Consider the following 24,038-nt stretch of genomic DNA (forward strand, 5'->3'; position numbering starts at 1 on the left):
AGAACCGATGAGCACGTATGCCGTGACCAACCCCGCCACCGGCGAGACGCTGGCGACGTACGACCCCGCGACCGACGAGGACGTCGAGCGCGCCCTGGCCGCCGCGGACGAGGCGTACCGCACCTGGTCGCGCGTCGTCGCGCCGGCTGAGCGGGCAGACCGTCTGCGCAGCGTGGCCGAGCTGCACCGCGAGCGCCGCGACGATCTGGCCGCCATCATCGTGCGCGAGATGGGCAAGCCGCTCGCCGCGGCGGAGGGCGAGGTCGATTTCGCCGCCGACATCACCGCGTACTACGCCGACCACATCGACGAGATCACCGGCGACACCCCGATTCCGATCGAGGGGGAGGGTGCCGCGGTCATCCGGCGCAGCCCGCTCGGCGTGCTGCTCGGAATCATGCCGTGGAACTTCCCGTACTACCAGGTGGCCCGTTTCGCGGCGCCGAACATCGCGGTCGGGAACACCATCCTGCTCAAGCACGCGCCGCAGTGCCCCGAGTCCGCCGCCGCGATCGACGCGATCTACCGCGACGCGGGCTTCCCGGCCGGGGTCTACACGAACCTGTACCTGAGCAACGAGCAGGCCGCCGATGTGATCGCCGACCGCCGCGTGCAGGGCGTCTCGGTGACCGGGTCGGAGCGCGCCGGATCGGCGGTCGCCGAGATCGCCGGTCGCAACCTGAAGAAGGTCGCGCTCGAGCTCGGCGGGTCAGACCCGTTCATCCTGCTCTCGACCGATGATCTGGATGCCGCGGTGTCGGCGGCCGCCGAGGCGCGTCTCGACAACGTGGGACAGTCGTGCAACGGAGCGAAGCGGTTCATCGTGGTCGATGGACTCTACGACGCCTTCGTCGAGAAGTTCGCCGCGGCGCTGGCCGACGCGAAGGTCGGCGACCCGTTCGCCGACGACACGGTCCTCGGGCCGCTTTCGTCGCGGACGGCGGCGGAGCGGCTGGCGGAGCAGGTCGACCGAGCCGTGGCGCAGGGGGCGACCCTCGTGACCGGCGGACGCCGCGACGGCGCCTTCTACCCGGGCACGGTGCTCACCGGCGTGACACCGGAGATGGATGCCTACCGCGAGGAGTTCTTCGGTCCCGTCGGCGTGGTCTACCGCGTCGCGGATGAGACCGAGGCGATCGAGCTCGCCAACGACACCCCGTTCGGGCTCGGGTCGTACGTGTTCACGACGGATGCCGAGCAGGCTGAGCGTGTGGCCGATGCGATCGACGCGGGAATGGTCTACATCAACCTCGTGCTCGCGGACGAAGCCGGGCTGCCGTTCGGCGGAGTCAAGCGCAGCGGCACCTCACGCGAGCTCGGGCTCCTCGCCGCCGACGAGTTCGTGAACAAGAAGCTCATCCGTACGGGCGCCTGACCCGTCGCGGGAGCCCACGGAGCAGCACGAAGGGCGCGCCGAGCGGATCGGCGCGCCCTTCGTCGTGGGTGATCGGGGTCGTGGGGTGACCGGGCTCAGGCGTCGAGCAGAGAGCGGACCTCCGCGGCCTCGGCAGGGCGGCCGAGAGCCTCGTAGACGTCGCCGAGCTCGCCCGCAGCCACCTGGAGCAGCGGCGGGATCTCCGCGGCACGCTCCATGACGGACCGATAGAGCGGCACCGCGTCGGCCGCGCGCTCGTGCTGCGTGAGGACGCGTGCGGCGAAGAGCTCGGACGCGCCGGCAGAGCCCGCGTCGCCGACCTCGGCGAAGCCGTCGGCGGCCTGCAGAGCGGTGGCGACCGCCTCGTCCGCCTGCCCGAGCATCGCGAGCGCGCGGGCTCGGGAGTCGGTGATGTCGGCGGCGAGCCACGGGGCACCGAGACCGGACGCGATCTCGCGGGCCTCGTCGAGGGCTGTCAGCGCCTCCTGCTCGCCGCGGGCGGCGCGGACCTGGCCCTCCGAGTGCCGCGCTTCGGCGAGCAGGCCGACCTGGTCGGGCTCCGTGCGCGCGATCGCGACCGCCGTCTCGAGCGAGGCGAGGGCGTCGTCGAACTCTCCGAACCGGTGCAGCAGGCGACCGTGCGACAGGAGGGCGTTGGCGCGACCCACCGGGGCCTCTCCCTCGTCGAACAGCTCGGCGGCGAAATCCCAGGCGCCGACCGCGCGGCCGGGTTCGCCGGCGTCTTCGAAGGCGCGGGCCAGCAGCATGAGCGTCTGGGCGCGAGACGCCGCGGGCTCCTCGCGGTCGGTCTCGTCGGAGTAGACGTTCACCAGCAGCTCGGCGGCCTCGTCGGCAGAGCCGGATGCGAGCAGTGCCCGCGCGAGGCGGTACTGCACCGCGGTCACGGAGTCGCCGTTCTCGGTCGCGGCGCGCTCGGCGAACCGGTAGCGCGCGACCGCCTCGCCGGGAGCGCCGGCGTCCTCGTTCAGGGCGGCCGCGAGCACGTATGCCCCGGCGAGGACGCTGCGCGCGTCGAGCTCGACGAGGATGCGGCAGAGCTCGTCGGCGTCGGTCACGCCGTCGAGGAACCGCTCCTGGCCACCGCGCATGCGAGCGCGCAGCCCGAGCAGCCGGGCTCGTGCGCCGGCGCCGACTGCGGGGCTCTCGAGCGCGGCGGCGATCGTCGCGTCGCACTCGTCGAACGCGCCGATGGCGCCCTGGAATGACGCACGCGCGAGCGCGACGATGCGGCGCAGGTCGTCGTCGCCGAGCGCGGCCTCGCGGTCGCGCGCGTCGTTGAAGAGCTCGCGGGCCGTCTCCGGGTCGCTCTCGGCGACAGCCATGCCGAGTACGACCTCCACGATCGCGTGCAGGCGCGGCGGCAGGCTCTCGCCGTCGGCGAGGACCGCGCGAAGCGTCTCGAGGTCGTCGGGGGTGCCGCGTCCGAAGAGCGCGAGCCCGGCGCGCTCTTCGACCTGGGCCTCCGCGTCGCGGCCGGCGGCGCGGAGGGCGTCGAGACGGTCCTGCAGAGCCGCCTGGGCGCCCTCGAGGTCGTCGCGCGCGACAAGAGCGGCGATGCGCGCCGAGTGGAGCTTGGCGCGCTGCTCGAGGGTCGCGCCGGGGAGTGCGGCATCCGCCGCAGCCAGCGCTTCCGAGGCTCCGTAGTCGCCGAGGTCGATAGCCCGCTGGACGAGCTCTTCGGCCGACCGTGCGGCCACGGGGGCGACCCGGGGGAGCAGGGGCTCGGCGCTGAGGGGGAGCGAATAGCGCTCCTGCCCGACGGCCCAGGCCCGGTCGAGGCGTCGGCGGTGACCGTCGGTGCCGTCGCGGCGATCGAACTCGCCGGCGATCCGCTCGGCCTCCGAACGCATCACCGCGGCCAGCTCGGCGGCACGCCACGGGCCGTCGTGGTCGCCGAAGAATGCGCGGAGCCGGTCGGAGTCGGCGCCGCGCACGATGGTGTCGGCGTGGCCCGCGGCGCTGACGGCTTCCAGGGCGATCGCGAAGGCGGTGAGGGCGGAGAGATGGCCGTCGACGCCGAGCGCGTCGTGCGCGAGCCAGTCGAGGTGGCGTTCGACGAGCGAGAGTGCCCGTGCCTCGTTGCCGGTGATGGCGCAGAACACGATGTTGTCGGCGACGATGGCGAGGTTGTCCGCGTTGTCCTTCGCGAGCCGGTAGCTGCGCAGGTGGGCGAGGCGGGCTTTGTCGTATTCACCCGCGTGCAGGTACGGAACGAGCGACCGTGCGAGCGCGTGCTCCGGCTCTTCGCCGCACGAGAAGTCGCCCTCGACGAGCTCTTCGACGAGGCGGATCGCCTCGTCCTCGCGGTCGGTGTCGATGAGGTAGCCGGCGACGACGCTGCGGACGCAGGCCTCGCAGTGGCTGTGGCTGTCGCGGGGCGTCGTCTCGAGCTTGGTGCGCAGCTGTTCGGCCTCGTCGAGGCGGCCGGCCATCCACGCGTTCTCGAAGCGGGCCATGAGGACGCCGCTCTGACCGAGCCCGGCGGCGCGGTAATGGTTCTCCATGTCGTCGAGCACGGCGGAGATCTGTTCGCGGTCGAACGCCGGGGATGCGGCCAGGCTGTCGGCCATCCACTTGAACTGCCACATGAGGTCGGCGGTCTCGTCGCCGAGGTCGGCGGGGAAGCGCTCGGGGTCGTCGTCATGCTTGCCGAGGCACCACGCGAAGGAGGTCAGCATCGCCTCGGTGTCGCCGCTCATGCAGGCGGACGAGGTCAGCCGCATCCGGGCCCGGTACTCCAGGGGCTCGTCGCCCGCCTCGACGGCGAGGGCGATGGCCTCGTTGATGAGGGCTCGCTCTTCGATGCCGACCGGGGTGCGGTCGATCTGCTCGAACAGTTCGAGGATGCGGTCGCTGGTCATGCTGTCCTTTCGTGGGGGCCGAGGCGCGGGATGCGGTCAGGACGCAGGGCGCGCGGAGAGTTCGACGAGCGCATGGAGCGCGCCCATCATGAGCGCGCGGTCGTCGCCGCTGAGGGGGCGCTGCGCGGCGAGGAGCGCCTGGACGTAGAGGAGGTGGACCGTGCGTGCGAAGGCGAGGTCGTCGGGGATGTCCAGGAGCGAGCGCACGACCGAGTTCTGCCAGTTCAGGCACAGCCGAACGCCCCCGGACGCGCTCTCGGGCGACGCCGGGCGCAGCTTCTCGGCGGTCGCGTCGATGCGGTCCATGACGCTTCCCCACAGCGGGCTGCCCACTGATCGGGCGCGGCCACGGTCGATCGCGCGCAGCGCTTCGGCGCCTGCGAGGTAGACCGCCGGGATCTCGGCGGCGTCGAGAGAACGCACCGCGACGGTGCAGCTGACAGCAGACAGGGCGGAGCTCGCGCGCTCCTCCAGTGCGAGGACGCGGGCGCGGTCGTCGAGCGGGGGCGGATCGAGCCGGTCGAGTTCCTCAGCGAGGTCGACGTGCTCGACCGTGACGCCGTCGAACACGAGCGGGAGCAGGCGCACCAGTTCGGCGTCGAACAGATATCCGCCGTTGACGAGCGGCTGCCGCGGGTCGGCGATGCCGGCGATCTGGCGGTACTCGTCGACCGTCTCGACGTATCGAAGGTGGGGGAAGCGGCCGATCAGGTCGCCGACCCGCATCCGGCCGTGCGTGGTCTCGACACTCAGCCATCGCACGATGAAGGCGGCGAGCTCGTCGTCATGACGCACGAGCGACTTGAGAGCGACTTCGTGAACCGCGACGAACTGCGCGAGACGGTGCGGTTCGGTCAGGCCGAGGTCGAGCACCCAGCGCCGGATCGCGGCTCCGAGTTCCTGGCGGGTGTGCTCGAGGGCCTCGTCCTCGACCAGCGCTTCGCGGCTCGCGGTCGGGCTGAGGGCCGTGGAGTCGATCACGGCGCGGACGAAGAAGGCCCAGTCGGGCAGGATGTCGTCGGCGTTCTCGTTCAGCAGCATCCGGCCGAGGTAGACGCGGGTGGCCTGGCGGGCCCCGGGCGGGGGAGCGTAGGGGAGGACGTACGCGGTTCCGACGGTATCGGTTCCCGGGACGTGCAGCGGGATCGCGTCGAACGGGTCCTGGCCGAGCAGATCGCGCCCGTAGGCCCAGCGCGCCGCCTCGTCGATGCCGGTCGTGGCGGCACGGAAGGGAGGCGTGCGGGTCGTCAGCTGCTCGCCGCCGCCGGGAAGGTCGACGCGCACCGGGATGGGGAGGAACTCGCCGAACGTCTCGGCCAGCTCGACCGTCGCGGGCGTGCTGAGGAGATCGCGCTGGCCGGGGCGCGGCCGCAGGTGCACGCTCGTGCCGACCGGGAGGTCATCGGGAATCGTCCGCACCGTGAACGTGCCGTCGGCGTTGCCCTGCCATTCGACGGCGTCGCCCCCGCGCGCGCTCCGCGATCGGATGACGATCGTCTCGGCCACCATGAAGCACGACAGCAGTCCGATGCCGAACTGCCCCAGGAAGTCGCTCCTGGGGAGGTCGAAGATGTCGCGCTTCGAGCTGCGGCCGACGGTTGCGAGGAGGTCCGTGACCTCCGAGGCGGTGAGTCCGATGCCGTCGTCGCGCACGATGAACTCGTCGCTGCGGTCGCTGAGCGGGGTGATGCGGATGCCGCTCGACTGGCGCGGCATCCCGGCGGGGGATGTGCTCGCTTCGAACTCTGCCCGAGCGGTGATCGCGTCGCAGGCGTTCTGCATCAGCTCTCGCAGGAAGACGCGAGGACCCGAGTAGATGTGTCGACTCAGGAGGTCGACGATGCCGCGAAGGTCGACCTGGAACTGCTGTGATCGTCCGGTATTCATCCGCCTGATTTCGTTTCGGGTAAGCACCACCGATGGCGTCCTCGGTGCGACAGCAGAGCGTAACAGTTCCCGGTAAAGGCGCATTTCTGATTCGCGTCCAGAATCGACGCGCAATTATCGACCGCCGGCTCATGGCAACCGGACCGGTTCAGAAGGGTGGCGGCTCGTCGGGCGGTCCGCTGGATGCGGCGTGCGGTGGCGGATCCGTGATGTCGATGGTGAAGCAGACGGCCGGTATGGGAACGTCTTCGCGGTAGACCCGGCCGAGGGGCGAGGTCCATTCGAGAACCCCGCCGCCGAGCTGTCGGACTTCCCACTTGGTGAATTGCTTCATGGAGTGGTGTCGCTGGCACAGATGGGCGAGATTGAAGATGTGGGTATGCCCACTCAGGGCGTAATCGATGGTGTGGTCGAGTTCGCAGCGGATCGCGGCCCGGCGGCATCCGGGGAACCGGCAGTGCTGATCCCGCGCCATTAAGAGCTTCTTCATCGAGGCCGTGGGCCGGTAGGTGTCGATCTCGACCGGTGTGCGGGTGACGGGGTCGATGAAGAGTCGGTCCCATTCGGACACCTGCCCGGCGAGCTGGCGGACCGTGTCGGCATCGACAAGCCCCGCGCCCACGGCTTCGGCGGGGTTCTCGTCGCGCCCCATCAGGGTTTCGGCGGTGACGGCGACTTGCACGCGTGCCCGGATGGCGCCGAGCCCACCGGCCCGGTCGGTCCCGTACGTGGGGTCGACGACGGGTGCCCCGCCGAGGACGAGGTCCCCGAGGATGTCGGCCCGCAGCTGATCCATCGTCCGCGTATCGGGGTCCGCGGCCAAGTCGGCGGCATCCGCCCCACCAGCATCCGCCGGCTCGCCCGACCCCGCGGCATCCGACCCGCCCTCCGGACCAGTCGTGACCCGGGCGTCCTTCACCGACTGCCCCATCTGCGTGAGCCGGTCGAGCATCCCCGCGGCGATGACGGTCGGGAGGTTGGCGACGAGGTTCGACATCCCGTCCGTGCCGTGGAACACCCGCACGCACCGCTCCGCCGCCGCAGTCTTGTGCCGCTCGGTGAAGGTCTGCGGGTGCAACTTCGCCGCAAGAGCCTCCAGCGTCCCGCGCACCCGGGAAGGCACATCCCGCTCACACACCCCGACCGCCGCTTCCGCATACGCCGACCGCACCTCGTGCGGCACCCCGGCGCCGACCCGCACGACCACATCGACGTGGCCGCGTTCGATCCGCCGCTGAACCCACGCCTCGAACACGGCGGGGTAGTCGTCGATGACCGTCATCGCGTGGTCGATCTCACCCTGCAACCTGCGGTCCGTCAGCCGCGCCATCCCCGCGGCTTCGGCCGCGACCGACCGCAACTCCATGTCCGACGCCATCCCCCGCACGCCGTCACGCCGCGCCTCACGCATCGCCGACCGGCCCAGCTCCGCCAACGCCCGAACCCGCGAAACATCGGCCGCATGGAACAGGTCGAGCGCCTCAGCGAACACGGAGAACGCCTCGGCGTGCGGCGACGCATCCGCGGCGCCGTCACCCCCGAGCCCGCTACCACGGTTCGCTGTCATGTTCCCATCCTGGCACCAGCCTCAGACATTCCCGTCGAACGTACGTGCCCCTGTGGGCAACTCGTCCCACGTCGCGCCAGGGGAGGAGCCCGTGCCGAAATCGCGCCGACGTTCGCGACCCCGGCGGTCATGACGTACACTGAGAGGAGCAGTCGAAATCTGCATTCTTTCGCCATGCCCAAGCGTCGAAGACTCGACGGCCGTGGAGGAATGCGGGCGTAGACCCCGGGGTCCGAAGGATCTCTAGGGCGGTAGCTCAATTGGCAGAGCAGCGGTCTCCAAAACCGCAGGTTGCAGGTTCGATTCCTGTCCGCCCTGCGCGTCGGCGTCAGCCGGCACACGGAAGGTATCAGGTGGGTTCGATGGTCCAAGAGGGTGGCGAAGTCGTCGCCGCAGGTGGCGCGCCCCGCGAGAAGAAGCCCAACATCTTCGCGCGGATCATCATCTTCATCCGCCAGGTGTTCGCCGAACTCCGCAAGGTCGTCACCCCGACCCGCCAGGAGCTCGTGAAGTTCACGGCAGTGGTCCTCGGATTCGTCGTCGTCATGATGGCGCTCGTCTACGGCCTCGACGTCCTGTTCGTCTGGATCACGACCGTCGTCTTCGGCGTCCCGGGCTGATCGACGGGCCCAGCCCGCACGACCCGCGAATGCCTGCCAGCCAGGCATCCCGACAACCGATGGAAGAGAACGCAGTGTCAGAACGCATCCCCGACGACGTCGATTGGGCCACGGCCGCCGAGCAGTCCAGCGAGGACGACGAAGCCCAGGAGGGCAACGTGCTGGCAGGCCAGGAGCGCGCCTCCGACGCCGCCGAGCACGCCGCTGTCCACGTCGTGGACGATGAGGCCGAGCAGGACGACACCGACCTCGACGGTGTGGAGATCGACGACCCCGAGGCCGACGCCGTCGTGAACGACGCGCTCGAGATCGACGAGACCGCCGAGGCCGAAGCCGCCGCGGAGGTCCTGACCGACTCCCTCGAGGAGGAGATCGCCGAGCAGGCCGCTGAGGCGGCCGACGAGGTCGAGCCCTACGACGGTCCCGAGCCCGACGTCGAGGTCTCCGAGGAGGCCGTCGACTACCTCTCCGAGTTCGAGGCCGCCGCCGGCATCGAGATCTCCGTCGGCGACGACGAAGACCCGTACGAGGCGTTCCGTACCGAGCTGCGCATGCTGCCGGGCAAGTGGTACGTCATTCACTCCTACGCCGGGTTCGAGCGCAAGGTGAAGGCCAACATCGAGCAGCGCAAGTCGACGCTCGAGGTCGAGGAAGACATCTACCAGGTCGAGGTCCCGATGGAGGACGTCGTCGAGATCAAGAACGGTCAGCGCAAGATGGTCACGCGCGTCCGGATCCCCGGCTACGTGCTCGTCCGCATGGAGCTCACCGAAGACACCTGGTCGGTCGTCCGCCACACCCCCGGTGTCACGGGCTTCGTGGGCAACGCCCACAACCCCACGCCGCTGCGCTTCGACGAGGCGTTCAACATGCTGAAGTCGCTCGTCGAGGTCAAGGAAGCGGCTCCCGCCAAGGCCGGCGCGGCCAAGGGCGTCGCCGCCCCCACGCGCAGCGTCGTCACCGAGGTCGACTTCGAGATCGGCGAGACCATCACGATCAAGGAGGGCTCGTTCGCCGGCCTTCCCGGCTCGATCAGCGAGATCAAGCCCGAGAGCGGCAAGCTCACGGTGCTCGTGTCGCTCTTCGAGCGCGAGACGCCCGTCGAGCTCTCGTTCGACCAGGTCACCAAGCAGTAACGCGACATCACGTCGACGAGCGCCCCTCCGCCACCCGGCGGCCGGGGCGCTTCGTCGTCCCGGCGCCGCCCTTGCCAGCATCCTCGAAGCCGAGGATGCGGTAAGCTTGGGGAGTTTGCGGGCCCTTGTGCGCCTGCATGACACAACCGCCGCTCGGAGATGCCGGGCGTGCGGGAGAGGGATGCCGCCGGCATCCGCTCGACGAAAGGAAAACGAATGGCACCGAAGAAGAAGGTGACCGGCCTGATCAAGCTTCAGATCAACGCCGGAGCAGCCAACCCGGCGCCGCCGATCGGCCCCGCGCTCGGTCAGCATGGCGTCAACATCATGGAGTTCTGCAAGGCGTACAACGCCGCGACCGAGTCGCAGCGCGGCAACGTCATCCCCGTGGAGATCACCGTCTACGAGGACCGCAGCTTCACGTTCATCCTGAAGACCCCGCCCGCCGCGGAGCTCATCAAGAAGGCCGCCGGAGTCGCCAAGGGTTCGGCCACGCCTCACACGACCAAGGTCGCGAAGCTCACGAAGGACCAGGTCCGCGAGATCGCCGAGGCCAAGATGCCCGACCTGAACGCCAATGACATCGAGGCCGCCTCGCTGATCATCGCCGGCACCGCCCGCTCCATGGGCATCACGGTCGAGAGCTGAGGGGGAGAACACAATGGCTAAGTCCAAGGTTTACGAAGCAGCCGCGGCGAAGATCGACCGCGACAAGTTCTACAGCTCCACCGAGGCCGTCGCTCTGGCGAAGGACACCGGTTCGAAGAAGTTCGACTCGACCGTCGAGGTCGCGCTGAAGCTCGCTGTCGACCCGCGCAAGGCGGACCAGATGGTCCGTGGCACGGTCATCCTGCCCCACGGCACGGGCAAGACCGCTCGCGTCATCGTCTTCGCGACGGGCCCGGCCGCTGAGGCCGCCATCGCCGCCGGCGCTGACGAGGTCGGTGGCGCCGAGCTCATCGAGAAGGTCGCCGGCGGCTGGACCGCTTTCGACTCGGCCGTCTCGACGCCCGAGCTCATGGGCCAGGTCGGCCGCCTGGGCAAGGTCCTCGGTCCCCGAGGCCTCATGCCCAACCCGAAGACCGGCACCGTGACCCCCAACCCGGCCAAGGCCGTCGAGGAGATCAAGGGCGGAAAGATCGAGTTCCGTGTCGACAAGCACGCCAACGTGCACTTCGTCGTCGGCAAGGCGTCGTTCTCGGCCGAGCAGCTCGAAGAGAACTTCAACGCGGCGGTCGAGGAGATCGTCCGTCTGAAGCCCTCGAGCGCCAAGGGCCGTTACATCCAGAAGGGCGCCGTGTCGACCACGTTCGGCCCCGGCATCCCGCTGGACGTCAACGCGCTCGTCTGATCGCGATTCGCATGAACGGGGTCTCACCTTCGGGTGAGGCCCCGTTCGTCGTTCCGGGCTCGCCCGGATCGCGCTAGCGTCGGCTCATGCGGCATTCTCTCACCGATGTCCTCGGAATCGATCTGCCCATCGTGCTCGGACCCTTCGGGGGTCTGTCGTCCGCGGCGCTGACGGCCGCGGTCAGTGAGGGAGGTGGACTCGGGTCGTTCGGGCTCTACGGGTACGACGGCACGCGGATCCGCGAGACCGTCGCGTCGATCCGAGAGCGCACGGCTCGCCCGTTCGCTCTCAACCTGTGGCTGCCGCTCGGCGACGAGGTCACGCCGCACGGAGTGGATGCCGCGCCGTCGCGCGACGCGCTGCGGCCGCTCTACGCAGTCGCGGGCGCGGCCGTACCCGAGCTGCCGGAGCGCTTCCTGCCGCCGCTCGAGGAGCAGCTCGCTGCGATCTGGGAGGCACGACCCGCGGTCCTGAGCGTGGTGTTCGGCGTGCCCGCGTCGGCGGTCGTGGAAGACGCGCATCGGCTGGGCATCCGCGTGATGGGGACCGCCACGACGGTCGCCGAGGCACGGGCGCTCGAGGCCGGCGGCGTCGACGTCATCGTCGCGAGCGGCGCCGAGGCCGCGGGTCACCGCGTTTCGTTCCTCGGGGCGCCGGAGGATTCCCTCGTGGGGACCTTCGCTCTCGTGCCGCAGGTCGTCGACGCCGTGTCCGTGCCGGTGGTCGCCGCGGGCGGCGTTGCCGACCGGCGCGGCGTCGCCGCAGCGTTCGCCTTGGGGGCCTCGGGGGTGCAGGTCGGGACCGCCTTCCTCCGGACGCGGCAATCGGCCGCATCCGAGGGCCATCGCGCCGCGATCGCCGGGGCGCAGGACACGTCGACGGTGCTCACGCGTGCGATGAGCGGGCGCCTCGCGCGCGGCATCCCGAATCGCGCCGTCCGCCACATCGAGTCCGCGGGGGTGATCGCGCCATTCCCGGCGCAGAACTGGCTCACGGGAGTCTTCCGCGCCGCCGCCGGGGGTGACCCGGAGCTCTCGTCGCTGTGGGCGGGCCAGGCCGCAGGCCTCGCCACGCGAGACGACGCGGGAGACGTGCTGCGCGAGCTCGCCGCCGGTCTGCCGGCGTCGTGAGGCCGGTCGCGGCGCCGGCGCGGTGCCGCGGCTTCGGTCACTGGGTGTCGCGAACCTCGAAGCCCATCGAGCCGATGCGCGCCGCGTCGGTGACCCGCGCCGCGTCGACCCGCGCCCCGGGAGGGCCCTCCGCCATCCAGGCGAGCACCGCGTCGACAGCGTCATCCGTGCCTTCCAGGGCAGCCTCGACGGTGCCGTCGCTACGGTTGCGCACCCAGCCGGCGACGCCGCGCCTATCAGCTTCGAGCAGCAGGCTGTAGCGATATCCGACGCCCTGGACACGGCCCTCGACGACCACGTGAACGCTTCGCATCCCCTCATCCTGCCTCACGGCCAGACGAGGCTCACGGCGAGGAGGATCATGACCAGGGCGACGAGCCCGTCGAGCACGCGCCACGCGCCCGGAGTCGCGAGCACGCGCCCGAGGAGGCGCGCTCCGAACGCGAGCGCGAAGAACCAGACGACGCTCGCCGTCACAGCGCCGACAGCGAACCAGACGCGGTCGTCGCCGTGGGTCGCGGCGATGCTCCCGAGGAGGAAGACGGTGTCGAGGTAGACGTGGGGGTTCAGCCAGGTCAGCGCGAGGCACGTGAGCGCGACGGCGGCGCGGCGGGCCGGCGCGGGGCGCTCGGTCGCCGCCCGCGCGTCGAGAGCTTGCCCGCTGGGGCGCCAGGCACGACGAGCAGCGAGGAGGCCGTAGGCGAGGAGGAACGCCGCGCCGGCCCACCGCACGACGGGCACCAGCCACGGCAGGCCCGCCACCACGAGGCCGAGGCCGGTCACCCCCGCGACGATCAGCACGGCGTCGGATACGGCGCAGATGGTCGCGACGAGTAGAACGTATTCCCGCCGGATGCCCTGCCGCAGCACGAACAGGTTCTGCGCGCCGATGGCGACGATGAGCGACAGGCCGAGGCCGAGGCCCGAGAGGGAAGCGGAGAGCACGAGTCGACGCTAGGGTCGCAGGTCGGTACAGTCCAGTTCATGGATCTGCAGTCGATGAAGCACAGCTGAAGATGCGCGTTCCGGTCGAGCTGGTCGAGACCCTCGCGGTGATCCTCGACGAGGGGAGCCTGGATGCCGCCGCGCGTCGTCTGCACATCACGCCATCCGCCGTGAGCCAGCGGGTGCGGGCTCTGGAGCGCGTCGCCGGCCAGGTTCTGCTCGTGCGGTCGAAGCCTGCGCGCGCGACCGAGGCGGCGCACCGCTTCGTGCGCTACGCCCGCCAGCTCGCCCTGCTCGAGCGCGACGCGTTCGAGGGGGCCGACGAAGAGGCCACGAGCGTTCCGCTCGCGGTCAACGCCGACTCGCTCGCGACGTGGTTCCTGCCGCCGCTCGCCCGGGTCGCGTCCGCACGGGATGTCGTGTTCGACCTGCATCGCGACGATCAGGACTTCACCGCCGGCCTGCTCGAGAGCGGAACGGTCATGGGCGCGGTGACCTCTCGGCGGGTTCCGGTGGCGGGATGCCGGGTGTCGGCGCTCGGCGCGTTGCGGTACGAGGCGGTCGCAACGCCCGCCTTTGCGAGGCGATGGTTCGCGGAGGGCGCGGGCGTGGGCGCAGGACCCGATCGCGCCGGACTCGCGTCGGCGCCGGTCGTGGACTTCGACCGCCGCGACGAGCTGCAGACCCGGTGGCTGCGCGGCGCGGGTGTGGCTGCCGACGCACCGCCGCGGCACCGCGTCCCGGCATCCCAGGACTTCGCGACCGCCGTGCTGCTCGGCCTCGGGTGGGCGCTCCTGCCGACACTGCAGTCACGCGTGCACGTGGAACGGGGCGAGCTGGTGCGGCTCGGGGGAGACGACATCGTCGTGCCGCTGTACTGGCAGCAGTGGAACCTCGCTTCGCCGCTCCTCGACGCGGTCGCCGAGGAGATCGTCGCAGAAGCCCGGCGCGTGCTCGAGCCCGCCGCCTGATCCCGAGCTCGGCTCGCCGAGAGTGCACCCTCGGCGCGAGAGTGTCGCTGTGACGGTATGTGGTGGGCTGGACGGTGCGTGCTCGGCGAAGCCGCTCCGCCGGGCGGGGAGGGACTCAGGACTCCGCGACCGTGAGGACGACCTTTCCGCGGGAGTGACCCCGCTCGACCTCGATGTGAGCGGCGGCGACATCGGCGAGGTCGTGGACGCTGTCGACGAAGACCTGGATGGCGCCCGAGTCGAGCAGGCGGCCGAGGGTGGCCAGCACGCTGCCGTCGGGGATCACCTTGTACCCGGTCGCGCGTACGCCCGCCGCTGCGGCAGCCTCGGCGTACCCCGGCCATCCGCCGGTCGGGACCATGACGTACAGACCGCCCGGACGCAGCACCCCGAGCGAGCGGGAACCGGTGTCGTCGTGCACGTTGCCCACGAGGTCGATGACGACATCCATCTCGCCGACGACGTCCTCGAAGCGCGTCGTCGCGTAGTCGATCGCGACCGAAGCGCCGAGCTCGCGCAGCCAGGGCAGGTTGCGGTCCGAGCCGGTGGCGGTCACCTGTGCGCCGAAGTACGCGGCGAGCTGCACAGCGAAGTGACCGACCCCGCCCGATCCGGCGTGGATCAGCATTCGCTGTCCCTCGTGCGCGTGGGCGGTCTCGACCACCAGCCCCCAAGCGGTGAGCGCGGCGAGGGGAACCCCCGCCGCCTCCACATGCGACAGGCTCGCGGGCTTTCGGGCGACGGACAACGAGGGCACGACGGCGTACTCCGCGTAGCTGCCACCCGAGCGGGGGAACGGTAGCATGCCGAACACCTCGGTGCCGGGCTGCAGCTCGTGGGTCTCGTAGGGGCTCGCGATGACCACGCCGCTGAAGTCGAAGCCGAGGGTGCTCGGCCAGCGATCGATGAGTCCTGCCACACCGCGTCCCAGCCGCGTCTTGGTGTCGATGGGGTTCACACCGGCGGCCACCACTCGCACGAGCACTTCGCTCAGGGCGGGAGAGGGCACCGGGACATCGGTCACGCGGAGAACCTCGGGCGCGCCGGGTTCATCGAACACGACCGCTCGCATCGTCTCGGGCGTCGCCTCGGCCGGCGTCGTCGGCTGGGAGGCGGTTGCTGTGCGCAGCGGCCGGAATCTCATCCGTCGCTCCTTCCTCACACCGCGGCGTCGGCGGCGATGATGCTCGGTCGATCTCAGTCAATCGTGAGATTGTCTCGACCGTGTTACGCCGCGGTCACCGGAGGGAGAAGCTCGGCGTCGCCGGAAGCGGGAGCGAGGGCGTTCAGTCGGGCGTCTCGGATGACGACAGGGCGTGGAGCAGCCGGGTGAGCTCGCGGATGTCGTCGACGTGCCACGACTCGAGCGCGGTCAGCAGCGAGTTCTCGCGCGGCGCGCGGACGGCGTCGAGCCGGCGGATGCCGTCGGGGGTGGCCGAGAGCAGGCTCGAGCGGCCGTCGGCGGGGTCGGGCGTGCGCTGCACGAGCTGGAGCTCCTCGAGCTCGCGGACCGTGCGGCTGATCTGGCCCTTGTCGGAGTGGAGCGTCTCGGCGAGGGCGGAGAGCGTGATCTCGCCACGGCGCGCGATCGTCGTGAACACCTTGTACGCGCCCGGGAGCATTCCCGGGCTCAGCCGGTCGGCGTTCTCGGCGAACAGCCGCCGGACGTGCGTGAACAGCTCACCGAACTCGAGCTCGAGCGCTCGGACGGCCGCGGTGCGCTCGTCGTCGAAGACCGATCCCCACGGGCCGGGAGTCCCGGGGGTGGTGCACCCCCGGGACTCGGCGGACTCTCGCGCGGTCATCCCGATCACCCTATCGAGCCGAGCGGCGCGTCTCCGCGTCGACCGGGGCGTCGGAGTCTGCGGCATCCGTGTGGACGGCGCCGGTCGCGGTGAGGGCGTTCATGCCTTCCGGAACCGACACGGTGGCCAGGTCGGCCTCGCCGGCCTGCAGACGCTCGGTGGTGGTCATCGTCGTCAGCGGCTTGTTCGGCAGGAACACGATCGCGATCAGGCTCAGGACCGCGAACGGCACGGCGATGAGGAACGAGTGCGAGATGCCGGTGGCGTAGATGTCCTCGAAGACGATCCGCAGCGCCTCGGGCATCGCCGAGACCTGGGGGAGCGTGCCCGACTGCAGCTGTGCGGCCCAGGTCGGGGCCTGGTCGCCGAGCGACACCAGTGCGGCCTGGATGTCGTCCTTCCGATCGCTGACGAGCGTGGTGACCTGCGAGGCGAGCGCCGCCCCCATGACGGAGACGCCGATCGTGCCGCCGAGGCTCCGGAAGAACGTCACGCCCGAGCTCGCGACGCCGATCTCGGTGGGGCGAGAGGTGTTCTGCACGACGAGCACGAGGTTCTGCATCGTCATGCCGATGCCCGCGCCCAGCATCGCCATGTAGATCGAGACGAGCGTGAAGTCGGTGTCGTAGTGGATCGTGGAGAGCAGGCTCGCTCCGCCGATCAGCAGCAGTGCGCCGACGATGAGGAACGGCTTCCAGCGGCCGGTCCGCGTGATCAGCGCGCCCACGCCGATCGAGGCGACGAGCAGTCCGCCGATCATCGGGATGGTCATGAGGCCGGCCTCGGTGGGGGTGGCTCCACGGGCGAGCTGCATGTACTGGCTGAGGAACACCGAGGCGCCGAACATGGCGATGCCCGTCGCGATCGAGGCGATCACCGAGAGGGTGAAGGTCAGGTTGCGGAAGAGCGTGAGGGGCACGAGCGGCTCGCGCACCTTGAGCTCGGTGATCACGAAGAGCACCGCGCCGATGACGGCGCCACCGACCATCAGGAGGGTCTCGACGCTCATCCACTCGAACGAGTCGCCCGCGAGCGTCACCCAGATCAGCAGCAGGGAGACGGATGCCGACAGCAGCACGATGCCGAGGTAGTCGATGCGCGTCTCCTTGCGCGGGTGCGCGGGGATGTGGAGCGTGCGCTGCACGATCAGCAGGGCGGCGACGGCGACGGGGAGGGCGACGAAGAAGTTCCAGCGCCAGCCCCAGGCATCGGTGATGACGCCGCCGAGCAGCGGGCCGCCGATCGTGGCGACGGCCATGACGGCGCCGAACAGGCCCATGTAGCGGCCGCGCTCGCGCGGGCTGATGATGTCGGCCATCAGCACCTGGCTGAGGGCGGCGAGGCCACCGGCGCCGATGCCCTGCACCGCGCGGAACGCGATCAGCATCTCGGGGGACTGCGAGAAGCCGGCAGCCGCGGTCGCCAGCACGAAGATGACGATCGCGAGCTGGTACAGCACCTTGCGGTTGGTGAGGTCGGCGAGCTTTCCCCAGATCGGGGTCGAGATCGCGGTCGTCAGCAGAGTCGCCGTGACGACCCACGTGAAGGCGGCCTGGGTGCCCTCGAGATCGTGGATGATGACCGGCAGCGAGGTCGAGACGACGGTCGAGGCGAGCATCGACACGAACATGCCGAGCAGAAGGCCCGAAAGGGCCTCGAGCACGCCGCGGCGCGACATGTTCTTCCCCTCGGGTTGAGTGGATGCGGAAGCGGACATGAGTCCTCCTGGGATTCGGACGGACGCGGCTGCGTTGGCGCGGATCGTCGGCGGACGGTACTTCGGTAGCCGCGGGGCGGCGTAACTGGTTGACGAAAGTCAACCGTTGAGATCGGTCAACTATATGTTCAATCGTTGAGTTACGTCAACTATTCCCGCGCGCGCTTCGCTGCGACGAGGATGGGGACGTGTTCAGTGTGGAGGCGCTTCCCGATACCCGCATCGAGGTGGCCGTGCGGGCCGATTGGCAGCGGCTCATCGAAGCCGACCTGCCCAGCGCGGGGCGGCATCCCTCGGAATCGAACCGCCCCCACGTGACTCTCGCGGTGCGCGACGACCTGTCGACGGATGCTGGGCGCGAACTGGCGCGTCTCGGTGACGCCCTGCCGGTGGAGTGCCGGCTCGGTGGCGCGGTGGTGTTCGCTGCGGGGGAGAGGTTCGTCCTGGCCCGGCCCCTCGTCATGACGGCCGCGCTGCTGAGGTTTCACGCCCGCATCGTCGACCTCATCGGACCGCCGCCGGTGCGCTACGCCGTCACCGCGGCAGACCGATGGACACCGCACATCACCCTGGCGCGCCGGATGACGGCGGAGCAGATCGGACGCGCGCTCGGCATCGTCGGGGCGCCGACCCTTGAGGGTGAACTGACCGGACTGCGCCTCTGGGATGCCGAGGCCAAGGTGGTCACGCCGCTGGCGTGATCGCCCCGCCCGTGACGAGAGGCCGGTCAGTCGCTGAGGGCGAGGGCTCGAAAGGGTTCGCGCGGGCGCGATGCGACGATCCGCGGCGCTTCCGCCGCGCGCCGCTGCATCGTGCGGCGGTACAGCTCGTCGATGAGATCGGTCGCGAGATTCACGAGTGATCGGATCTCGCGCTCGTCGCGGTCGACCCACGCGCAGCGCGGCTCGTCGTCGATGGGGACGAAGTCGTCGTGCTGCTCCCACACCACGAGGGTGCGCTCGGCGCCGAGGACGTGTTGCTGCCACCACACCTGACGCAGATAGGTGCGGGGGATCGAGCGCCAGCTCTTGTTCGTGGTCTTGATCTCGGCGAGGGTGACACGGCCGTCGGCATCCACCATCACGCCGTCGGGCGTGGCGAGGTGTCGCTTCTCGACCACGGCGTGGAAGAGCGCGGACGATGGCTGGATGCCGTGCGTCGCAGCGACCCAGGCGGCGATCTCCGGCTCGCGGCGGCGACCGTGGTCGGTGTACGCGTTGCCGGAGAACCCCGAGCCCATGAGCTTGGCGTCGGCGGCGCGCGCAATCGCCTTCGGGCTCGTCAGCGCCGCGACGTCCGTCGCCGTGATGCCCCGCGAGCGAGCCCGGATCCACGCCACGCGGTCGCGCGAGTCCGCGACGATGCGAGCAGCGAGTTCGGGTGACACGCCTTCGACCCTAACCCCGCCCGCCCTCCCTCCCTGCCCTTGCCCCTCGGCGTGCCCCCGCCCCACCCCACCTCACGCGTAGGCGTCGAGTGCACGGCATCCCATCGATTGCACGGCATCGGTGCGTAGATGTCGCGGTCATTCGGCGGCAAGCCGTGCGCTCAACGGGGAGGGTGGATGTTGAATGCCCTGAGGTGGGCGGCGAGGGTTGACGGGGAGGTGACGTGACGAGGTTCCCAGCGCACGAGGCGGCGCCCGGTCGTACCCCGGATCCAGTCTTCGCGGCGCTTCTCGTCGAGGACCGTCCTCTCTGCCGAGCGGGCTGAGCGGAGCTCCGGGTCGAGGTACTTGCCGACGCCGTCGCATTCGCCCCAGGCATCGGCGTCGTCGAGGCCGAAGTCGACGCGGTACCAGCCCGCACCGCGCGGGCCAGCGATCGGCACCTGTAGCCGAACCGACCGGAAGCCGAGTTGGTGCAACCGGAACCGGCTCACGCTTTCCAGGGTCGACTCGGCCCGGCCGTCGGCGAAGCCCGCCACCCATCGAGCCCGCCTGATCCCTCGCGCCGCGCCCGCCTCGGCGATCCGAGCGGACATCGCCATCCGCCAGTCGTCGGGGGAGCGGCCCGTGCGGTCGCACCAGATCCGTTCCGCGCGGTCGGCCATGACGAGCTCCGCCTCGGGAGTCATGGTGCGCGTGACGTCGAAGACCGTCCGCGCCAGGGAGGTGCAGCGGATGCCGTTCACCTCGACGACGTCATGCGCATCGAGAGGCGCGCAGTGGCGGAATGCATCGGGGCCGCTGGAGACCCGGGCGCCCGGGGCCGTCGTGAGGTGGACGCGGGTCGGCCGGAGGCGATAGAGATCGAGGCCGTGCAGGACCCCGGCGGACTCGTGCGAGACGACCGCGTGCCCCCGGACCTCGTGCGCGACCGCCATCACATGGAGCAGATGCGCGTCCTCGGCGTAGAGCTCATCGAACGCGGCGCGGTCGACGTACCAGCCGCGTCGCACGTGCACCCGGATGCCGTCCCGCACCGAGCGGTCGATCGAGCGTTCGCTCTCACCCGCCACGAGCAGGTCGCGTCGGCGGTGGAGCAATGCCCGCACCTCATCCGGTCCTCGTCGTCTGCGCATCCCGCCCATGCTCACCCCCACCCCCGCACCCCACCCCATCCCCCCACCCATGTGTGGACACCCCCACCCCACCCCCACATGTGCAGAACTCGCGGCCGGCGCCGAGCGAACGAGCTCGCGCCGAGTGCACGGGCACGCTGCGTAGCGGTGCCGTGCAGTGGGCGGGATGCCGTGCGCTCGGCGCGGGGGTGGGGGGATTTGGGGGATGGGGGGTGTGGGGGTATGGTGGGGGTAAGCCAAAGACCGCTGGTCATCGGTGTGCGCGTGAGCGCACTCGTGATCGAAGCTCTGCACTGCAGGGGCCCGCGCAGGTGACACTGAACTTCTCCTTCGGGAACCGAGCTCCGTGCCTCTGCGCCGGAGCTTTTGTCATGTCCGGGGCTGGTCGAGGCCGGCGCTCCGCCACCGCGGGGCGTCAGGCACACATCAAGGAGTGACCATGGTGCAGAAGGACGCATCGGTCGCCGAGCTCACGAAGTCATTCGAGGACTCGACTGCCGTTCTGCTGACCGAGTACCGCGGTCTGACGGTGGCCCAGCTCAAGCAGCTGCGCAACAGCATCCGTCAGGACGCGAACTACGCCGTGGTGAAGAACACGCTGACCAAGATCGCCGCGAACAACGCGGGGATCACGGCGCTCGACGAGGACCTCAAGGGTCCCTCGGCCGTGGCGTTCGTGCACGGCGACTTCGTCGCCACCGCCAAGGCTCTGCGTGACTTCGCCAAGGCCAACCCGCTCCTCGTCATCAAGGGCGGCATCTTCGAGGGCAACGCCCTCACCGCCGACGAGGTCAACAAGTACGCCTCGCTCGAGAGCCGCGAGGTTCTGCTGGCCAAGGCCGCGGGCATGATGAAGGCGACGATGGGCAAGGCTGCCGCCACCATCGACGCGCTTCGCGAAAAGCTGGAGACCGCCGACGCCGCGTGAGCGACAGGCGAGCTCTTACACCAACCCCATCTATCTAGGAGATACATCATGGCGAAGCTTTCCACCGAGGAGCTGCTCGAGCAGTTCGCCGGCCTGACCCTCGTCGAGCTCAGCGAGTTCGTGAAGGCGTTCGAGGAGAAGTTCGACGTCACCGCTGCTGCCCCCGTCGCCGTTGCCGGCGCCGCTGGTGGCGCTGGTGCCGCTGAGGCCGAGGAGGAGAAGGACTCGTTCGACGTCATCCTCGAGGCTGCCGGCGACAAGAAGATCCAGGTCATCAAGACGGTCCGCGAGCTCACCTCGCTGGGCCTCGGCGAGGCCAAGGCTGTCGTCGACGGTGCTCCCAAGGCCGTCCTCGAGGGCGCGAACAAGGAGACCGCCGAGAAGGCGAAGGCCGCTCTCGAAGAGGCCGGCGCGACGGTCACCCTCAAGTAATTCCCCGCTCTCACTCGAGAGCAGCACGACGGCCCCGGATGCTGCATCCGGGGCCGTCGTCGTCTGCGCCGGACTCAGTCCCGGCGGGAGAGGGTCGAGTCGCGGACGGCGACGGAGCTGTGTCCGGGTGCTCCCGCTGTCGTCCCCCGGACCACCATGCGCGGCTTGATCCGCATCGTCACGGTGTCGGCCTCGGGGTCCTCGATGTGGCGCAGGAGCAGCTCGACGGCGGCCCGGCCCTGCTCGTGGGGGACCTGTCGCAACGTCGTCAGGGCGAACATCTCGGCATTGACGTGATCGTCGATGCCGACGACGCTCAGCGACGACGGGACGAGGATGCCGAGGCGGCGGGCGGCGATGATCGCTCCGATCGCGACGTCGTCACAGGCCGCAACGATGCCCGTGGGTCGGGCGGCGGGGTCGCTCAGCAGGTCGACCGCGGCAGCGTACCCGGCTGGCATCGAGAGCTCGGCCGGCACCCGCGAGATCTCGTCGGCGAGACCGGCGCGACGCATCTCCGACTCGTAGCCGGCGTATCGCTCTGACTCGACGTGAGGCCAGTGCGTGGAGTCGGTGCCACCGAGGAACGCGATGCGGCGATGCCCCAGCTCGACGAGGTGCGCGGTCGCGAGAGCGGTGGCGTGCGCGTCGTCGAGCGTGACGAGGCTGGTGTCGCCCTCGGTGCCGATGACGCTGACGACTGGCTTTCCCAGCGCCAGCAGTGCGTCCAGCTCGCTCTCGGCAGGTTCGAGGCCCACCGCGATGACACCGTCGAAGCGCCGACGGGCCAGGAAGTCCTCGAACACCCGGCGCCGCGTCTCCGTCCCCGGGCGAGCGTCGTACAGGGTCAGGTCGAGGCCGTGCTCCAGGAGAGCCGCCTGAATGCCCTCGAGAACCTCTCCGAAGAACCATCGGCTGACGTGGGGCATGACGACGCCGACGGTCTGCGTGCGACCGGTCGCGAGGCTCATCGCCGACGAGTGCGCGACATACGACAGCTCCTGTGCTGCGGCAGCGACGCGCCTGCGGGTCTCGTCGGACACGTACCCGCGTCCGGTGAGGGCGCGGCTCGCCGTCGCTTTCGACACCCCTGCACGGGTGGCCACGTCGGCGATGGTGCTCATGGGACCTCCTCGTCCGTTCGGGGAGACCTGCCGGGGGACTCCCACCAGAGCGTAGCGGTTTCGACCGCGACCGGGAACCGGTTCCAGGCGTCTCAAGTGTGAGCGCTCCCACGGCCTCGCTTATTACCACATGGGATGGTTGTCAATCCGTGATATTCCGCTGGTTGTGCCGGACTCCGCAGGACAGTAGGTTGTCCTGGAATCGGTTCCCCAATGGATGCGGACAAGGCTCCTCTGGGTGAACGATGATCCCGATAGAGGAGAAGTACATGGCATTGTCACAGCGATACCGTCTTCTTGCCCCCGTCGCCCTCATGGGCGCGGCAGCACTGGTGCTGGCTGGGTGCGCCGAAGGCGGCGGCGAGGGCGGCGGCGACGCGAAGACGACCGTCCGCATCTCGGGCGGCATCACCGGTGGTGAGGCTGACGCACTCAACGAGTCGTTCGCGCAGTTCACCGAGGACACCGGTATCAAGGTGGAGTACACCGGCGACAAGTCGTTCGAGGGCAACATCGTCACCAAGGTGACCGGTGGCGACGCCCCCGACATCGCGATCGTCCCGCAGCCCGGCCTGCTGAAGACGCTCGTCGAGACCGGCAAGGTGCTGCCCGCGACTGAGGCGGTCGAGAGCGCGGTCGACGAGAACTGGTCGCCCGACTGGAAGCAGTACGGCACGTTCGACGACACCTTCTACGCGGCACCCATGCTCGCGAACCTGAAGGGTTACGTCTGGTACTCCCCGAAGCAGTTCGCCGAGTGGGGTGTCGAGATTCCCAAGACGTGGGACGAGATGATCGCTCTCACCGACAAGATCGTGCAGACGACCGGCGGTCCCGCGTGGTGCGCCGGCTTCGCCTCCGACGCCGCCTCGGGCTGGCCGGGCACCGACTGGGTGGAGGACCTCGTCCTGCGCCAGGCCGGCCCCGACGTGTACGACCAGTGGGTGGCCGGTGACGTGAAGTTCACCGACCCGCAGATCAAGTCCGCGTTCGACGCGGTGGGCGAGATCCTGCTCAACCCCGAGTACGTCAACGCGGGCTACGGCGACGTCAAGAGCATCAACTCGACCGCGTTCGGCGACGTGGCCGCGGCTGTCGCCAGCGGTGACTGCGCCCTCACGCACCAGGCCTCGTTCCTGTCGGCGAACTTCCTCGACGTGCAGACCGCCGACGGCGCGACCCCCGAGGTCGCTCCCGACGGTGACGTCTACGCGTTCCTGACGCCGGGGTACACCGAAGGCGAGCTCCAGGTCGAGGGCGGCGGCGAGTTCGTCGCCGCGTTCTCGGACGACGAGTCGACGCAGAAGGTTCTCGAGTTCATGGCCTCGCCCGAGTTCGCTGACGCGCGCGTCAAGCTCGGCGGCGTGATCTCGGCGAACAAGAACGCCGACCCCTCGCTCGCCTCGAGCGAGTTCCTCCAGGAAGCCATGACGACGCTGCAGGACGAGACCACGGTCTTCCGTTTCGACGCATCCGACCTGATGCCGTCCACGGTGGGCTCGGGCTCGTTCTGGAAGGGCATGGTCGACTGGATCGACGGTAAGGACACCGAGACGGTCCTGTCCGACATCCAGGCCGGTTACGAGAACTGATCGTCGCCTGACGATCGGTTGAGCCGAGCGGGGTCGGGCTGCACAAGCCCGGC

Annotated in this window: 22 protein-coding genes and 1 tRNA gene; 12 read left to right on the forward strand and 11 right to left on the reverse strand. The window is 70.0% G+C overall.

Features of this window, described 5'->3' with window-relative positions; translation table 11 throughout:
• The first annotated feature begins 7 nt into the window (after window positions 1-7).
• Window positions 8-1,375 (forward strand): NAD-dependent succinate-semialdehyde dehydrogenase, encoded by a 1,368-nt coding sequence (locus VC184_RS03935; protein WP_323987332.1) that lies wholly within the window; start codon window positions 8-10, stop codon window positions 1,373-1,375.
• 95 nt (window positions 1,376-1,470) lie between these two features.
• Here VC184_RS03935 and VC184_RS03940 read toward each other — a convergent pair whose 3' ends face one another.
• The 3 genes from VC184_RS03940 to VC184_RS03950 all read right to left on the reverse strand — a co-directional run bounded on the left by VC184_RS03940 (window position 1,471) and on the right by VC184_RS03950 (window position 7,711).
• Window positions 1,471-4,257 carry a tetratricopeptide repeat protein gene (locus tag VC184_RS03940; protein ID WP_323987333.1) on the reverse strand — a complete coding sequence of 929 codons (2,787 nt, stop codon included), beginning with the start codon at window positions 4,255-4,257 and terminating at the stop codon, window positions 1,471-1,473.
• A 36-nt stretch (window positions 4,258-4,293) separates the two neighbouring features.
• On the reverse strand, window positions 4,294-6,144 hold the full coding sequence (locus VC184_RS03945; protein ID WP_323987335.1) for an HSP90 family protein: 1,851 nt from the start codon (window positions 6,142-6,144) through the stop codon (window positions 4,294-4,296).
• A 148-nt stretch (window positions 6,145-6,292) separates the two neighbouring features.
• Window positions 6,293-7,711, reverse strand: a complete 1,419-nt coding sequence (locus VC184_RS03950; RefSeq protein WP_323987336.1) for an HNH endonuclease signature motif containing protein — start codon at window positions 7,709-7,711, stop codon at window positions 6,293-6,295.
• Between the two features lie 245 nt (window positions 7,712-7,956).
• Between VC184_RS03950 and VC184_RS03955 the strand changes: the two genes are divergently transcribed.
• From VC184_RS03955 to VC184_RS03980, 6 genes are all read left to right on the forward strand, one after another.
• Window positions 7,957-8,029: transfer RNA gene (locus VC184_RS03955), tRNA-Trp, on the forward strand.
• 44 nt (window positions 8,030-8,073) lie between these two features.
• On the forward strand, window positions 8,074-8,331 hold the full coding sequence (gene secE / locus VC184_RS03960) for a preprotein translocase subunit SecE (protein ID WP_114588099.1): 258 nt from the start codon (window positions 8,074-8,076) through the stop codon (window positions 8,329-8,331).
• Between the two features lie 74 nt (window positions 8,332-8,405).
• A complete protein-coding gene (gene nusG, locus VC184_RS03965; protein ID WP_181574192.1) occupies window positions 8,406-9,467 on the forward strand; it encodes a transcription termination/antitermination protein NusG in 1,062 nt (353 codons plus the stop codon).
• 216 nt (window positions 9,468-9,683) lie between these two features.
• Entirely contained in the window at window positions 9,684-10,115 is a 432-nt protein-coding gene (rplK, locus tag VC184_RS03970; protein WP_023952050.1) for a 50S ribosomal protein L11, read from the forward strand.
• Window positions 10,116-10,128: 13 nt separating this feature from the next.
• Window positions 10,129-10,818 (forward strand): 50S ribosomal protein L1, encoded by a 690-nt coding sequence (gene rplA / locus VC184_RS03975; protein ID WP_112616874.1) that lies wholly within the window; start codon window positions 10,129-10,131, stop codon window positions 10,816-10,818.
• Between the two features lie 86 nt (window positions 10,819-10,904).
• Window positions 10,905-11,948: an NAD(P)H-dependent flavin oxidoreductase gene (locus VC184_RS03980; RefSeq protein WP_274177445.1), complete on the forward strand. Its 1,044-nt coding sequence runs from the start codon at window positions 10,905-10,907 to the stop codon at window positions 11,946-11,948.
• Window positions 11,949-11,985: 37 nt separating this feature from the next.
• Here VC184_RS03980 and VC184_RS03985 read toward each other — a convergent pair whose 3' ends face one another.
• Entirely contained in the window at window positions 11,986-12,261 is a 276-nt protein-coding gene (locus tag VC184_RS03985; protein WP_114588097.1) for an acylphosphatase, read from the reverse strand.
• A gap of 14 nt (window positions 12,262-12,275) precedes the next feature.
• Complete coding sequence (locus VC184_RS03990; RefSeq protein WP_274177446.1) at window positions 12,276-12,893, reverse strand: LysE/ArgO family amino acid transporter; 618 nt, start codon at window positions 12,891-12,893, stop codon at window positions 12,276-12,278.
• A gap of 71 nt (window positions 12,894-12,964) precedes the next feature.
• Between VC184_RS03990 and VC184_RS03995 the strand changes: the two genes are divergently transcribed.
• Window positions 12,965-13,864, forward strand: a complete 900-nt coding sequence (locus tag VC184_RS03995; RefSeq protein ID WP_274177447.1) for a LysR family transcriptional regulator ArgP — start codon at window positions 12,965-12,967, stop codon at window positions 13,862-13,864.
• 115 nt (window positions 13,865-13,979) lie between these two features.
• On the opposite strand, the gene VC184_RS04000 is transcribed toward VC184_RS03995, so the two are convergent.
• The 3 genes from VC184_RS04000 to VC184_RS04010 form a co-directional block, all read right to left on the reverse strand.
• The gene (locus tag VC184_RS04000; protein ID WP_274177448.1) at window positions 13,980-15,008 is read right to left on the reverse strand and encodes an NADP-dependent oxidoreductase; all 1,029 of its coding nucleotides are present in this window, start codon (window positions 15,006-15,008) and stop codon (window positions 13,980-13,982) included.
• Window positions 15,009-15,150: 142 nt separating this feature from the next.
• Window positions 15,151-15,669, reverse strand: coding sequence for a MarR family winged helix-turn-helix transcriptional regulator (locus tag VC184_RS04005; RefSeq protein WP_112616995.1), 519 nt, complete (start codon window positions 15,667-15,669; stop codon window positions 15,151-15,153).
• 10 nt (window positions 15,670-15,679) lie between these two features.
• Window positions 15,680-17,386: an MDR family MFS transporter gene (locus VC184_RS04010; protein WP_274177449.1), complete on the reverse strand. Its 1,707-nt coding sequence runs from the start codon at window positions 17,384-17,386 to the stop codon at window positions 15,680-15,682.
• A gap of 188 nt (window positions 17,387-17,574) precedes the next feature.
• Here VC184_RS04010 and VC184_RS04015 point away from each other — a divergent pair, with 188 nt between their 5' ends.
• Window positions 17,575-18,087 (forward strand): 2'-5' RNA ligase family protein, encoded by a 513-nt coding sequence (locus tag VC184_RS04015; protein ID WP_269267439.1) that lies wholly within the window; start codon window positions 17,575-17,577, stop codon window positions 18,085-18,087.
• Between the two features lie 26 nt (window positions 18,088-18,113).
• Here the strand turns inward: VC184_RS04015 and VC184_RS04020 are convergent, their stop codons facing one another.
• Window positions 18,114-18,773: a YqaJ viral recombinase family protein gene (locus VC184_RS04020; protein ID WP_112616890.1), complete on the reverse strand. Its 660-nt coding sequence runs from the start codon at window positions 18,771-18,773 to the stop codon at window positions 18,114-18,116.
• 161 nt (window positions 18,774-18,934) lie between these two features.
• On the reverse strand, window positions 18,935-19,909 hold the full coding sequence (locus tag VC184_RS04025) for a hypothetical protein (RefSeq protein WP_323987339.1): 975 nt from the start codon (window positions 19,907-19,909) through the stop codon (window positions 18,935-18,937).
• A gap of 439 nt (window positions 19,910-20,348) precedes the next feature.
• Here VC184_RS04025 and rplJ point away from each other — a divergent pair, with 439 nt between their 5' ends.
• Window positions 20,349-20,837 (forward strand): 50S ribosomal protein L10, encoded by a 489-nt coding sequence (rplJ, locus tag VC184_RS04030; protein WP_112613525.1) that lies wholly within the window; start codon window positions 20,349-20,351, stop codon window positions 20,835-20,837.
• Between the two features lie 48 nt (window positions 20,838-20,885).
• Window positions 20,886-21,269 (forward strand): 50S ribosomal protein L7/L12, encoded by a 384-nt coding sequence (gene rplL / locus VC184_RS04035; protein WP_023952029.1) that lies wholly within the window; start codon window positions 20,886-20,888, stop codon window positions 21,267-21,269.
• A gap of 74 nt (window positions 21,270-21,343) precedes the next feature.
• Here rplL and VC184_RS04040 read toward each other — a convergent pair whose 3' ends face one another.
• Window positions 21,344-22,393 carry a LacI family DNA-binding transcriptional regulator gene (locus tag VC184_RS04040; protein ID WP_323987340.1) on the reverse strand — a complete coding sequence of 350 codons (1,050 nt, stop codon included), beginning with the start codon at window positions 22,391-22,393 and terminating at the stop codon, window positions 21,344-21,346.
• Window positions 22,394-22,662: 269 nt separating this feature from the next.
• Here VC184_RS04040 and VC184_RS04045 point away from each other — a divergent pair, with 269 nt between their 5' ends.
• Window positions 22,663-23,985, forward strand: a complete 1,323-nt coding sequence (locus tag VC184_RS04045; RefSeq protein ID WP_181574107.1) for an ABC transporter substrate-binding protein — start codon at window positions 22,663-22,665, stop codon at window positions 23,983-23,985.
• Window positions 23,986-24,038 lie beyond the last annotated feature (53 nt).

The organism is Microbacterium plantarum (assembly GCF_035231185.1).
Lineage (GTDB): Bacteria > Actinomycetota > Actinomycetes > Actinomycetales > Microbacteriaceae > Microbacterium > Microbacterium plantarum.

Coding starts and splice junctions, on each gene's coding strand:
- VC184_RS03935 (WP_323987332.1), top strand. CDS start 8: ATGAGCACGTATGCCGTGACCAACCCCGCCACCGGCGAGACGCTGGCG.
- VC184_RS03940 (WP_323987333.1), bottom strand. CDS start 4,257: ATGACCAGCGACCGCATCCTCGAACTGTTCGAGCAGATCGACCGCACC.
- VC184_RS03945 (WP_323987335.1), bottom strand. CDS start 6,144: ATGAATACCGGACGATCACAGCAGTTCCAGGTCGACCTTCGCGGCATC.
- VC184_RS03950 (WP_323987336.1), bottom strand. CDS start 7,711: ATGACAGCGAACCGTGGTAGCGGGCTCGGGGGTGACGGCGCCGCGGAT.
- secE (WP_114588099.1), top strand. CDS start 8,074: ATGGTCCAAGAGGGTGGCGAAGTCGTCGCCGCAGGTGGCGCGCCCCGC.
- rplK (WP_023952050.1), top strand. CDS start 9,684: ATGGCACCGAAGAAGAAGGTGACCGGCCTGATCAAGCTTCAGATCAAC.
- rplA (WP_112616874.1), top strand. CDS start 10,129: ATGGCTAAGTCCAAGGTTTACGAAGCAGCCGCGGCGAAGATCGACCGC.
- VC184_RS03980 (WP_274177445.1), top strand. CDS start 10,905: ATGCGGCATTCTCTCACCGATGTCCTCGGAATCGATCTGCCCATCGTG.
- VC184_RS03985 (WP_114588097.1), bottom strand. CDS start 12,261: ATGCGAAGCGTTCACGTGGTCGTCGAGGGCCGTGTCCAGGGCGTCGGA.
- VC184_RS03995 (WP_274177447.1), top strand. CDS start 12,965: ATGCGCGTTCCGGTCGAGCTGGTCGAGACCCTCGCGGTGATCCTCGAC.
- VC184_RS04000 (WP_274177448.1), bottom strand. CDS start 15,008: ATGAGATTCCGGCCGCTGCGCACAGCAACCGCCTCCCAGCCGACGACG.
- VC184_RS04005 (WP_112616995.1), bottom strand. CDS start 15,669: ATGACCGCGCGAGAGTCCGCCGAGTCCCGGGGGTGCACCACCCCCGGG.
- VC184_RS04010 (WP_274177449.1), bottom strand. CDS start 17,386: ATGTCCGCTTCCGCATCCACTCAACCCGAGGGGAAGAACATGTCGCGC.
- VC184_RS04025 (WP_323987339.1), bottom strand. CDS start 19,909: ATGCGCAGACGACGAGGACCGGATGAGGTGCGGGCATTGCTCCACCGC.
- rplJ (WP_112613525.1), top strand. CDS start 20,349: ATGGTGCAGAAGGACGCATCGGTCGCCGAGCTCACGAAGTCATTCGAG.
- rplL (WP_023952029.1), top strand. CDS start 20,886: ATGGCGAAGCTTTCCACCGAGGAGCTGCTCGAGCAGTTCGCCGGCCTG.
- VC184_RS04040 (WP_323987340.1), bottom strand. CDS start 22,393: ATGAGCACCATCGCCGACGTGGCCACCCGTGCAGGGGTGTCGAAAGCG.
- VC184_RS04045 (WP_181574107.1), top strand. CDS start 22,663: ATGGCATTGTCACAGCGATACCGTCTTCTTGCCCCCGTCGCCCTCATG.